General features: G+C 40.2%; 13 protein-coding genes. All 13 read right to left on the bottom strand.

The genetic code is table 11. The annotated features are described in order from the left end of the window. Positions 1 to 375: 375 nt before the first annotated feature. Positions 376 to 1,908, bottom strand: coding sequence for a lysine--tRNA ligase (lysS, locus tag PaeCFBP13512_RS20900; protein ID WP_069326098.1), 1,533 nt, complete (start codon positions 1,906 to 1,908; stop codon positions 376 to 378). Between the two features lie 281 nt (positions 1,909 to 2,189). Beyond that, a complete protein-coding gene (gene greA, locus PaeCFBP13512_RS20895; protein WP_069326097.1) occupies positions 2,190 to 2,669 on the bottom strand; it encodes a transcription elongation factor GreA in 480 nt (159 codons plus the stop codon). A gap of 239 nt (positions 2,670 to 2,908) precedes the next feature. Then, complete coding sequence (gene dusB, locus PaeCFBP13512_RS20890) at positions 2,909 to 3,940, bottom strand: tRNA dihydrouridine synthase DusB (RefSeq protein ID WP_069326096.1); 1,032 nt, start codon at positions 3,938 to 3,940, stop codon at positions 2,909 to 2,911. Positions 3,941 to 4,033: 93 nt separating this feature from the next. Further along, the gene (folK, locus tag PaeCFBP13512_RS20885; protein ID WP_137225709.1) at positions 4,034 to 4,579 is read right to left on the bottom strand and encodes a 2-amino-4-hydroxy-6-hydroxymethyldihydropteridine diphosphokinase; all 546 of its coding nucleotides are present in this window, start codon (positions 4,577 to 4,579) and stop codon (positions 4,034 to 4,036) included. Positions 4,580 to 4,588: 9 nt separating this feature from the next. After that, on the bottom strand, positions 4,589 to 4,951 hold the full coding sequence (folB, locus tag PaeCFBP13512_RS20880) for a dihydroneopterin aldolase (RefSeq protein ID WP_137225707.1): 363 nt from the start codon (positions 4,949 to 4,951) through the stop codon (positions 4,589 to 4,591). A 43-nt stretch (positions 4,952 to 4,994) separates the two neighbouring features. Further along, positions 4,995 to 5,846, bottom strand: a complete 852-nt coding sequence (gene folP, locus PaeCFBP13512_RS20875; RefSeq protein WP_241669446.1) for a dihydropteroate synthase — start codon at positions 5,844 to 5,846, stop codon at positions 4,995 to 4,997. Next, complete coding sequence (pabC, locus tag PaeCFBP13512_RS20870) at positions 5,843 to 6,745, bottom strand: aminodeoxychorismate lyase (protein WP_137225705.1); 903 nt, start codon at positions 6,743 to 6,745, stop codon at positions 5,843 to 5,845. The genes folP and pabC overlap by 4 nt, the downstream gene beginning before the upstream one ends. Then, the gene (gene pabA / locus PaeCFBP13512_RS20865; protein ID WP_069326092.1) at positions 6,742 to 7,329 is read right to left on the bottom strand and encodes an aminodeoxychorismate/anthranilate synthase component II; all 588 of its coding nucleotides are present in this window, start codon (positions 7,327 to 7,329) and stop codon (positions 6,742 to 6,744) included. The genes pabC and pabA overlap by 4 nt, the downstream gene beginning before the upstream one ends. Further along, positions 7,329 to 8,930, bottom strand: a complete 1,602-nt coding sequence (locus PaeCFBP13512_RS20860; protein ID WP_137225703.1) for an anthranilate synthase component I family protein — start codon at positions 8,928 to 8,930, stop codon at positions 7,329 to 7,331. Before PaeCFBP13512_RS20860 ends, pabA begins: the two co-directional genes overlap by 1 nt. Before the next feature lie 248 nt (positions 8,931 to 9,178). Next, on the bottom strand, positions 9,179 to 10,117 hold the full coding sequence (gene cysK / locus PaeCFBP13512_RS20855) for a cysteine synthase A (protein WP_069326090.1): 939 nt from the start codon (positions 10,115 to 10,117) through the stop codon (positions 9,179 to 9,181). A gap of 187 nt (positions 10,118 to 10,304) precedes the next feature. Continuing rightward, the gene (locus tag PaeCFBP13512_RS20850) at positions 10,305 to 11,213 is read right to left on the bottom strand and encodes a peptidyl-prolyl cis-trans isomerase (protein WP_137225701.1); all 909 of its coding nucleotides are present in this window, start codon (positions 11,211 to 11,213) and stop codon (positions 10,305 to 10,307) included. Between the two features lie 14 nt (positions 11,214 to 11,227). Next, a complete protein-coding gene (gene hslO, locus PaeCFBP13512_RS20845; protein ID WP_137225699.1) occupies positions 11,228 to 12,124 on the bottom strand; it encodes an Hsp33 family molecular chaperone HslO in 897 nt (298 codons plus the stop codon). Between the two features lie 60 nt (positions 12,125 to 12,184). Further along, positions 12,185 to 12,997 (bottom strand): type III pantothenate kinase, encoded by an 813-nt coding sequence (locus PaeCFBP13512_RS20840; protein ID WP_137225697.1) that lies wholly within the window; start codon positions 12,995 to 12,997, stop codon positions 12,185 to 12,187. Position 12,998 lies beyond the last annotated feature (1 nt).

The raw sequence follows: 12,998 nt of genomic DNA, 5'->3' as shown, positions 1-12,998 counted from the left end.
GTTGTCTGTGTTTCTCGGTGACAACTTTTATATCATATCATGTTTCCAACCACTTGGCAAGCACTTTTTTTGAAAAAGTTTTTTAAGTTGTTCTCACAACCTGTCTTGCACACGATGGCGCCAGTTGTTGACTGGATTTATAGAATACCACATATTTTTCATTAGTGCAACACTTTCTATAAACTTTTTTTATATTGTTGAACAGTTTAATTAATAGATGATGCATTTATATACTGCTATACTATATGTATGACAACTATTTACATAAAAAAGGATCAAGCTAGTCGTTAAGCTAGACCAGCTTGATCCTTTTTCTATTGCTATTCATTATGAACTGAAATGAAGCTTTATCTCTTCTTACTTATAAAGAACAGCTTATTCAGCTGAACGATTACGCATATGTGGGAATAGTAGTACATCACGGATAGAAGCTGCATCTGTTAACAGCATAACTAGACGATCTATACCGATACCTAATCCACCTGTAGGCGGCATACCGTATTCTAGTGCACGAATAAAGTCATCATCCATTTCATGTGCTTCATCGTTTCCTTTTTCTTTTTCAACCATTTGTGCTTCGAAACGTTGACGTTGGTCAATCGGATCATTAAGCTCTGTAAACGCGTTAGCATGTTCACGTGCCACAACAAACAGCTCAAAACGGTCTGTAAAGCGTGGATCTTCTGTGTTACGTTTAGCAAGTGGAGAGATTTCAACCGGATGTCCTGTAATAAAGGTTGGCTGAATCAATGTCTCTTCTACAAATTGTTCAAAGAACTCATTTAAAATATGACCGAATGTCATATGCGGTTCTACTTTAACATGATGTTCCTTAGCTAGTGCATGAGCTTCTTCATTCGTCATGTGTACGCCAAAGTCTACTCCTTTTACTTCTTTAACAGCATCTACCATAGACAGGCGACGCCATTGTGGAGTTAGATCAATATCTTGTCCTTGATATTGAATATGTGTTGTACCCAGTACTTCTTGAGCGATATGAGCGATCATATTCTCTGTTAGACTCATAATATCTTTGTAATCTGCATATGCTTCATACAATTCAATCATTGTGAATTCAGGGTTATGGCGCGTTGATGTTCCTTCATTACGGTATACGCGTCCGATTTCGTATACTTTCTCCAGACCGCCGACAATTAAGCGTTTCAAGTGAAGCTCAATTGCAATACGCATATACAGTTCCATATCTAGCGCATTATGATGCGTGATAAAAGGTTTGGCTGCGGCTCCACCTGCGATAGAGTGTAGTGTAGGTGTTTCCACTTCTAGATAACCTAATGAATCCAAATAACGACGCATCGATTGAATAATACGGGAACGCGTGATAAATGACTGCTGAACTTCAGGATTCACAATCAAATCTACATAACGTTGACGGTAACGCAATTCAACGTCTTTTAGACCATGATATTTCTCTGGCAATGGATATAGTGATTTGGACAATACTTCTAGATCACTTACTTTAATAGAAGTTTCGCCTGTTTTGGTTTTGAATACTTTACCTGTAACACCTACGATATCTCCAAGATCTAGAATAGAGAACGCTTGGTACTTCACTTCTGGCGTGCTGTCTTGACGAACATAGATTTGAATACGTCCGCTTAAATCTTGAATATGTGCAAAGCTTGCTTTACCCATACCACGTTTAGCCATAATACGTCCTGCTAAACTTACTGTGATACTTTTTTCTTCTAGTTCTTCTTTGGTCAAACTATCATACTCACTAATAACGTCTGCTGCTGTAGAAGTACGTACATACTTTTGACCAAATGGATCAATACCTAGACCGCGTAACTCGTCTAATTTGTCTCTACGTATCTGCAATAGCTCACTTATTTCGTTTTCGTTATCCATCTCTTCTGGATTGGGGTTTACATTTTCTTCAGACATTGCTGAACTTCAACTCCTTCAAAGTAATACCTGTTGGCTATATTTCATATCTATTAATCGCGTTACATACAGGCTATGAAATATACACTATGAGTATAGTGTAACTGATTTGGCAGTATTCATAAATCTATAAAACGATTTTAACTGATAATATCTGCTTAACCTTTGCGAAATGTCCATATATTTCGTATTCATTTCAAGAAAAAAGCTTCCCAAAGGAAGCTTTTTCATAGGATATAACATAAATACGATCTACTTATCTTAACGTACATAAGACAATCTTATTTTTTGATTTCAAGAATTTTGTACTGGATCACACCGCCAGCAGGAACGCTAACATCAACGGTTGTTCCTTTTTGCTTACCAAGAATAGCTTTACCTACAGGGCTTTCATTCGAAATCTTATTCTGTGAAGGGTTAGATTCAGCACTACCTACAATGGTATATTCCATTGTGTCGCCAAATTCCATATCTTCTACAATAACAGTAGCACCAATACTTACGATATTAGTAACGATCTCATCACTATTGATAATACGAGCGTTGCGTAGCAACTTTTCAAGTGTAATAATGCGTCCCTCGATAAATGCTTGTTCGTTCTTAGCATCTTCGTATTCAGAGTTCTCACTAATATCACCGTACCCGATAGCAACTTTGATCCGTTCTGCTACTTCACGTCTTTTTACAGATTTAAGCATTTCTAGCTCGTCTTCCAGCTTCTTCAGACCGTCCTGTGTTAAAATGACTTCTTTGTCGCTCATCTCAACCGATTCTCCTGTCATGTGAATAATTTTCGCTCATCGCGCTTCGGGGTTTCTTGTCGAAATGATGATTGCAATAGGGATTCCCCAAAGAGGCTTAATTACTGTATCTAAACCTTTAGTTCAGGCAAATTTATACTGAAAAAGTATATGGGAATGATTACGAAATGTCAATAAAAAGGCAGGAGCAGTATTAAACACTGTATCCTGCCTTTATTATTTATACCTATGACGATCATTTAGATGCTACATACTTGCTCTGCTTCTTCGATTTCATTCCCCGGAGAACTTAGCTCACCTACAGGAAGTCCTTCTAAGAAGTTGTGCAAAATCTGTACCATTTCGTCACGCTTTACTTCTTCCATAATAGAATCTTTGATTTTGGCTGATCCTTTGATTCCTTTTAAATACCAAGAAAGATGCTTACGCATTTCTCTCACAGCCACATGTTCCCCTTTGAGATCAATCAAACGATCCATATGCAAAATCGCTATTCTGATTTTCTCTTCTGCGGTTGGCTCGGATAGTAATTGACCGGTCTTAAGGTATTCGATGGTACGGTATAACATCCATGGATTCCCTAGAGCGCCCCGTCCGATCATAACCCCATCACAACCTGTGGTATCCAGCATACGCTTCGCATCTTCAGGAGTAATCACATCTCCATTACCGATTACTGGAATAGAGACTGCTTCTTTGGCTTGCTTGATATATGACCAATCAGCTTGTCCTGTGTATAGTTGTTGACGTGTACGACCGTGTACGCTGACCGCTTTACCACCTGCATCAGCTACCGCTTTGACGTTATCGACTACGAAGATATGATCACTATCCCAACCGATACGCATTTTAACGGTAACAGGCTTACTTACATTAGCAACTACAGCAGCGACCATTTCATTGATTTTATTCGGATCAAGTAGCCATTTGGCTCCTGCATCACTTTTGTTAATTTTGGGAGCCGGGCAACCCATATTGATATCAATAATATCTGCATTGGTATCTTGATCCACCACTTTGGCAGCTGCAACTAGAGATTCACGATCTCCTCCAAAAATTTGTAGACTTAGCGGCTTCTCGCGCTCATCCACAAATAACATTTCGTGTGTACGCTTATTACCATTCAAGATGGCTTTATCACTTACCATTTCAGCACAGACTAGACCTGTACCAAATTCTTTGGCTATTAAACGGAAAGCAGGATTACATACTCCAGCCATAGGTGCGAGTACGACCTGATTTTTCATTTCTATATCACCGATTTTTAACATTCGGGTTCACTCCTTGTATCTCTATCCATAATGTAGCATGCAAACAAGCGACTGATTCCCTGTATCAAACAACAGATTTTATAATCTGTATATTTATTTTAATTTTGAATTAAAGGGCATAGTAAAAGCTTTGACATAGTGAATTCCTTGTTGTTCGGCTTCAATAAGCTGTAGCGATTGCTGAACCGAATAAAATAACTCGGGGTGCTGATCAGAGGATACTATTTCTGCTAATGGCGCCAGTACAAAAGCACGTTCGTTCATCCGTGGATGAGGTAACTCTAAACGCTCGGTATGCAATTGTTGATGATCCATCCATAGTAAATCGAGATCGACTGTACGTGGGCCCCAGCGAATATCTCGTACCCTACCTAACTTATTCTCAACATCCAACATGCTCATTAATAACGGTTCCGGTTCTAATGTGGTACGTAACCTTAATACCATATTTAAAAAAGAAGGTTGATCGATATACCCGACCGGTGCTGTCTCATACAGACCTGAACAACGAACAATCTCTATATCGGAATGATCACCAAGCATCTGTATAGCTTCTGTTAAGGTCTGCTCACGATCGCCCAAATTAGCGCCTAAAGCAATATAAGCCTCTGAATATTCAGAGGGAACAGATGACTTCATGACCGACTCTCACTTTCGTGTACGCCGCAATTCCACAGTAACGCCTTGAAAATGAATATCAAACGGTGGATGAGGCTTGGTTACTCTAACAGTTAGTGCATGTACCCCAGTATAAGCGTCCAGTAAAGAGGATGCAATACATTCTGCCAGAGCTTCAATCAATTTAAAAGACTGCTTTTCGACGATTTGTTTTACTTTTTCATGAATTTCAGCGTAGTTGATCGTTGTGCTAAGATCGTCGGTCTGTCCAGCAGTTGCCAGATCCATTTCTAATTCTAAATCGACATAAAAACGTTGACCTAATCTACGTTCTTCTTCAAAAACACCATGATAACCGTAATATTCCATCCGTGTTAGAATCATTTTATCCATTGATTATTTATCCTCCTGTATATCTTATTTCATTGGTTAACTTCTATTGATTGATGGTAGACTCTAGCATCGCATCACACATCATCGCCATCCGCTTATTCTGCTTAATATCATGCACACGTATAATCTGACAGCCTTGAGCAATCCCAAAAGCAGTGGTAGCTGTTGTTCCTTCAACTACATCGTTAGCAGGTAGATCAAGTACTGTCCGAATAAACTTTTTGCGAGATGTTCCTAATAATAATGGATAGCCTAGTGAAGATAGTTGATCGAGTTGCGACATTAGTTGTAAATTGTGTTGCGCTGTTTTGGCAAATCCGATACCCGGATCTAAAATGATATGTTCAGCTTGGACTCCTGCTTGCAGAGCATGATCGATACAAGCCTGAAGATCATGACGAATATCAGATACCAGATCGGTATAATCCATGTTATCTCGATTATGCATTAAAATAATCGGACATTGGGCAGTAGCAGCTACTTGTACCAGCAGAGGGTCAGCTTGTCCGCCCCAAACATCATTAATGATATGTGCTCCGGCTTGCAGTGCTTGCTTAGCCACTTCTGCTTTGTAGGTGTCTATTGATAATGGAATATGGGGAGCTTGACGATGCAAAGCTTCAATAATAGGAATTACACGTTCTAACTCTTGCTCTGTCGATACGGGGTCATGTCCGGGACGAGTGGATTCGCCGCCAATATCAATCAGATCTGCTCCGTCTTGCATCATTTGCAAAGCATGTTCAACAGCTCGCTCTACTAATGTATATTGTCCTCCATCTGAAAAAGAATCTGGAGTGACATTCAAAATGCCCATTATTAATGTTGTATCTCCAAGTGTTAAGTTGGTCGAACCCAAATCGTATGTTCTTTTATAGCGTATAGGCTGTTTCACTGCTGATAAGCCTCCTTAAGATAAGCGTAAGCTAATTGCAAAGTCATTGAATGGGAAAGATCATGAGGAACCTCATACGTTACTGTATCTTCTAATAATTGCTTTACAGGAACAATTTCTTGAACTGAATTGGTTAAAAATATTTCATCTGCTTCAAGTAAATGCTCCCATGTATAATGACCTTCATGCACAACAATACCTGCTGCCATAGCTAATTGGATAACAAAAGCGCGTGTAATGCCGGGTAGTATGCCTGTATCTATAGCAGGCGTATACAGTTGCTGATTTTTCACAAAAAAGAGATTGCTTACAATACCTTCTGCTATATGTTGTTCTTTGGTCAGCATTAGCCCTTCTACAGCCGTAGATGGATGATCTTGATATTGCATCAATTCGCGTTTGCCCAAAATACTATTCATATAATGGAGTGACTTAAAACGAATATCGCCTTCTGGTGTGTTTCGTAATGTGTGTAAGCGACGTAATGACTTGCTATGACTATATAGATGATCGATAAGCGACATTGAATCAGGACGTGCTGGAGGTAATGATTTGGCATATATAATGATATTCGGTTGCTCATAGGCTCCAGAAGGCAAACCTAATATATCGGTTCCTGCTGAAACGGTATACCGAATGTACGCCTCTGTTAATTCATTAGCATACATGAGATCTCGAATCTGATTTTGCACCTGATCTACCGATTCGTTCCACATGATTTCGAGCGACTCACAGCTATTAGCTAGTCGGCTTAAATGTTGATTCAGTAAAAAAGGCTGTCCATTATAAGTACGAAACGTCTCAAACAATCCCATTCCATACAAAAAACCGTGATCCATGACAGAGACCACGGCTTGATCTGTAGCAATAACTTGTCCGTTTAATGATACATATTTCATAATGTGGGTGCTTTATCTACTTTACGACTCAAAAAGCTACGCAACATTTCATGTCCATGATCGGTCACAATCGATTCAGGATGGAATTGCACACCTTCGACTGCATATTCTTTATGACGTAGACCCATAATTTCGCCTTCCGCTGTCTCCGCTGTAATTTCTAAACAATCCGGTAGACTTTCACGTTCCACGATCAATGAATGATAACGAGTCGCAGTAAATGGAGAAGGTAGATTCTCAAAAACAGATTTCTTATCATGCAAAATAGGTGACGTCTTACCATGCATTAATCGCTCTGCGCGAATAACATTGCCTCCAAAAGCTTGACCAATCGCTTGATGACCCAGACAAACACCGAAGATCGGAATATCGCCTTTGAAATGGTTGATTACGTCTAAAGTAATGCCTGCTTCTGTCGGTGTACATGGACCCGGGGATAATAGAATATGATCGGGTGCCATTGTACGAATACCCGCCATATCGATCTCATCATTGCGACGAACAACAACCTCTTCACCCAATTCGCCTAAATATTGAACAAGATTATACGTAAATGAATCGTAGTTATCTATAACGAGTATCATTATATTCTCCCTTTCTCTGCTTGCACTTGATCGTATTGCTCACTTAACATAACTGCTCTTGCCATCGCTCTCGATTTGTTAAAACATTCGCGATATTCGCGATACGGTTCCGAATCGATCACCACACCTGCACCTGCTTGCATATACGCTATATGGTCTTTGACCGTTAATGTTCTAATAATAATATTTAATTCCATATTACCATTATAGTCAATCCAGCCCATCGAACCTGTATACGCATCACGACGAGTCTGTTCTAATTCTTCAATAATTTCCATCGTACGCACTTTCGGTGCGCCAGTAATTGTTCCACCGGGAAATACAGCAGCGATAACATCATACACATCTTTGGACTCGGCTAGTTCACCTTCGACTCCGGAGACTAAATGCATCACATGAGAATAACGTTCGATCGTCATCAGTTCAGGCACACGTACTGTACCGTATTTGGCGATTCGTCCGAGATCATTACGCTGAAGATCGACCAGCATAATATGTTCGGCACGTTCTTTTTCATTAGATAAAAGATCGTCTTCCATCGCTTGATCTTCAATTTCAGTTGTACCTCTACGCCTTGTACCTGCTATCGGTCGTGCAGAGACTTTGCCATCTACAACACGTACCAATAATTCGGGTGAAGCCGATACTAAATAAAAATCAGGTGTACGTAGCAATCCCATATATGGAGACGGATTGGTTAAACGAAGCCATTCATACACCGATTCTGGTGTCGAAGCTAAAGGTCGATGACTGCGTAAAGACAAATTGACTTGAAATACATCACCCTGACGGATATACTCCTGAATCGTTTGCACCGCTTTTTCAAATTGAATCTGATCAAATTCGGTCTCAAATCCATACCCATCCGTACGTGAATCGGTTAATGCTATTGGATGTTCTGTTAGAAATTGCTTACGTGCTATTGTCGATGATGCTTGAGCTTGTTGTAGAATGCTCTGCCACTGCTCTGCCATCTGCGTTGCGCATGTAGCTGCATGATTATACGAAGATTGATGATCTGTACTTTTACCTATAGAGGTATGGACACAACAGTACAACTGCTTATCTGTATGATCAATCACCCAAATTTGGTTAAATTTCATCCATAGATAATCCGGCATTTCTAGATCATTGCTTAGATGATCAGGTAGTTTTTCTAAAGAACGAGCGACATCGTAACTTAGAAAGCCAACACACCCTCCTGTAAATGGAGGCACTTCTGGTAATTTAGGAGCACGATCGGTCGACATCCATGTTCGTAATATATCTAAAGGCTTGCCTGTATAAGAGGCATCGGTTATATATTCAGGTTGTGCATTCGGTATAGCCAAAACAGGAGTGGTATCTGTGGACTTTCGAATATGTGCTTGCTGATCTTGACCACTGAGTATAGATACAGGAGAAAGTCCAACATAACTGTATCTGCCACTTTTCCCATTTTCCAATACAAAAGAATAAGGCATCTCTTCTTGCCACAATTGTTCCCAGCTATCCGGTAAAAGTTGATCTTCTAACGGGATACGAACGATATAAGGCAGTTGGGTGTATCCTTCTGCTTGCCAGTCTGTCCATTGTTGAAATGATGTATATACTTTGGTCAATCGATCTTCCTCCAACCTGATGATCTATTCATTGTCGTTAGTATACTAAAGCATGGATCGAATGAGAAGATGCGGAATATAAAAAAGCTTCTAGCCTTATGCCGTGTAGACAAAGGTAGAAGCTTGAGATCCATATATATTCGAATATAACATCTTAGAACAAAAGATCAGTGTATCATACAACTTGATCTCAATACGGAAACATCTTCATATCAATAAAGATACTGTAGATCATCCGATAGTTCTAATTACGATTCGAAGTTGTATAGCGGTGTACTAAGGTAACGTTCACCGTTACTTGCGATAATCACAACGACACGTTTACCTGTACCTAACTCTTTAGCCACTTGAAGAGCGGCTTTGATCGCTGCACCGGAAGAAATACCTGTAAGAATCCCTTCTTCTTTGGCTACACGACGAGCCCATTCAAAGGCTTCTTCATTTTCAACATGAATAATTTCATCGTAAATGTTTTGGTTCAAAATTTCAGGAATAAAGTTAGCGCCGATTCCTTGAATTTTGTGAGGGCCTGGTTGACCACCTGCCAAAATAGGAGAAGCTGCTGGTTCTACTGCATAAATTTTGATCTCTGGGAAAGATTCTTTCAAAACTTCACCCGCACCAGAGATAGTACCACCTGTACCGATACCTGCTACAAAAGCGTCCAATGTTCCACCGATCGAACCGATCGCTTCTACAATTTCAGGGCCTGTTGTTTCACGGTGAATTTTAACATTCGCTTTATTTTTAAATTGTTCTGCAATAAAGTAATCTGGATTTTCACTCAAAATCGTTTCTGCTTTTTTGACTGCTCCATTCATACCTTCTGATCCAGGAGTAAGAACCAATTCTGCTCCATATGCACGCAGCAAATTGCGACGCTCTATGCTCATTGTCTCAGGCATTACAATTACACATTTATATCCTTTAGCAGCAGCGACCATAGCTAGTCCAATACCTGTGTTACCACTAGTTGCTTCAACAATCGTACCACCAGGTTTGAGTAAACCTTGTTTTTCCGCTTCTTCTACGATGCTGATTGCAATTCGGTCTTTGACACTGGAACCCGGATTCTGATATTCAAGCTTCAGATAGATATCTGCGCTTCCTTCAGGAACGATACTATTCAACTTAACTAGCGGTGTTCCTCCGATAAGTTCTGTGATGTTATTGACGACTTTTGCCATGCCTATAGCCCTCCTTCAAATGATAGAACGTAGCTGTGAATACGAACTCTATTCTATATGTCTAATCTACGCTATTCCGAGTAAAATAGTAGGTTTTAATATACTTTTATATTATCAATCTGTCACAGCGTTGTCAATCTAGCATTTAGCAAAAATAACACGAAATCGCTAAGATTGAATAAATATTTTATTCTGCCACAGATAAAATGTACGCATTATATTTTTCTCTTAATTGTTGCTCAATTTCATTTAAAGGTTTGGCTTGTCCTAGAGCAATTTTGCGTCTTGCAGTCTCCCGGCTCATGCTCTGCTTGGCAGAAGGAGCTGGACGAATATCGGTGACTTGTACAATCGCATAATGACCTGTACTTAATGCAATCGGTCCAACAACATCACCTGCTTGCATATCGTGAATAGCTTTTAACAATTCAGGTGGTTGAAAAGGATCATCTTGATCGATCCATCCAAGTGCTCCTCCTTGTGGTGCTGAAAATGTATCCACTGACATCGATTGTGCAACTGAGGAGAACACTTCTCCTTGATCGATACGTTCTATCGCTTGTTGCGCTGATTCTTCAGTGTCTAATTCAATCCACGCCAAATCAAATTGATGTTTTTGCATCGATTGTTCGTATTGCTTCAAGTACGCATCCACTTCTGCATCTGTAATTTTGATATCTGCTGTAGCGATCTTTTCCAGTTCAATCTGATATTCAGATTCTTGTCTCAGATCATCTGCACTTAATCCAAATTGAGTATTCATTTCTTGATAAAAGTCTGCTGGTGAAGAATATCCGCTAATACGCTCTGCTAGATCATCTTGAATCTCTTCTTCAGTAACTGCGATATGGCGTACTTGCACTTCAAGCTTGACCGCTTGATGATTCAGCATTTGTGTCAAAATTTCTTTGCCATATCTTCGCTTCAATTCATTAACCCATTCTTGTTCACTGATCGACTCATTACCTACCATCGCTACTGTAGAAGAGCTAGAATGTTGAACTGCCCGGATCACCCAAAAGGCACCGAGCAGCATAATAATTACAGATAATAAGACCAAGACGGCTGTCCATACAGGTGATCTGCCTCTAGTCATATATTTCGTATTCCTTAACTTTTAGCTTCAGCAAGAATAGATTCCAGATCTTGACGATCGAATAAATGCTTTTCACCGCAGAAATGACATACTACTTCTGCTTGTCCATCTTCTTCGATCAATTGCGTCAATTCATATTCGCCTAGACTCATCAACGTCTGTTCTACACGTTCACGAGAACAAGGGCAATAGAATCGCACATCTGATGTTTCCATCACTTGAGCATCAGGCACAACACGGCGTAACAGTTCTTCTAACTCTAATCCTTCTGCTAAAAGAGTCGTTACAGGTGGCAACGTGCTGATCGATTGTTCGATTTGGTCAATTTCTGCATCGGTAAGACCGGGTAACAATTGAATAATAAATCCGCCGGCTACAATAACAGAGTTGTCTGTATCTACAAGTACGCCAATACCTACCGCAGATGGAGTCTGTTCAGACTTCGCAAAATAGTACGTGAAATCTTCGCCTAGCTCTCCTGAAATAATCGGCACACTTCCACGATAAGGATCTTTAAGTCCCAAATCTTTGATTACATATACAAAGCCTTCAGTACCTACTGCTCCTGCTACATCCAATTTACCCATCGCATTACTTGGCAAATGAACATGTGGATGATCGACATATCCACGAACTTCGCCTTTGGCATTAGCATCCGCTACAATCTGACCGATCGGGCCGTCACCTTTTACTTGTAATGTTAATTTTTCTTCGCCTTTAAGCATGGCACCCATCATTGCAGCTGTTGTTAGCGTACGACCCATTGCTGCTGTTGCTGTAGGCCATGTATCATGACGTTGACGTGCTTCCTCGACTAAATGAGTAGAGCGAATAGCAAATGCACGTACTTTACCACCTAATGCTATACCACGGACGACAAGGTCCGGTTTTGTGTGTTGTTGATTTTCCATTTGTAATGGCTCCTCTCGTTGCTCTTGCTGTATTTTCCAATGAGCATGGTTCTTCTATTTTTATTTAGACGCTTTAGGCGTGCCAAAAGTTTTGTCTATCGTTGTGGTTATTACATTACGCTCATAAATCAAACGCAATCCTTCAAGTGTAAGCATCGGATTCACTTCATCGACCGTTTCGGTTTCACTGGAAATCAGTTCTGCCAAACCACCAGTAGCCACGACTTTACCAATCACGCCCATTTCAGCATGAATTCGTTTGACGATTCCATCCACTTGTCCAGCGTATCCATATATAATACCAGATTGCATGGCATGAACGGTATTACGTCCGATGACTTTTTTAGGTTTCTCTAATTCAATATTCGGTAACTTGGAAGCTCGTCGATACAAAGCTTCTGTAGAAATCCCAATTCCAGGGACGATTGCGCCGCCTAGATAATCACCTTTACTGTCAATACAATCAAATGTAGTCGCTGTACCAAAATCAACAACAATGACAGGACCACCGTATTTTGCAACAGCGGCTACTGCGTTAACAATCCGATCTGCTCCCACTTCGCGTGGGTTCTCATAACGCAAGTTCAGACCGGTGCGTATGCCCGGTCCGACAATCATAGGAGTATGATGTAAATATTTTCTACACATTTCTTCTAGCGTGTTCATAATTGGAGGCACAACAGAAGAAATAATAATTCCTTGAATATGATCAATCACAATATTGGACATCTGAAAAAGGTTATGCACCATCACTCCATATTCATCCGGTGTAGCTTGACGATTCGTATTGATACGGAAATGATGAAGCAATTGTTCTCCTTGATATACGCCCAACACGATATTCGTATTTCCAATATCAATCACAACTATCAAA

Origin of the sequence: Paenibacillus sp. CFBP13512 (genome assembly GCF_005233705.1) — a bacterium.
Classification (GTDB): Bacteria; Bacillota; Bacilli; order Paenibacillales; family Paenibacillaceae; genus Saccharibacillus; species Saccharibacillus nuruki.
This window is presented reverse-complemented; position numbering and strand designations above follow the sequence as displayed.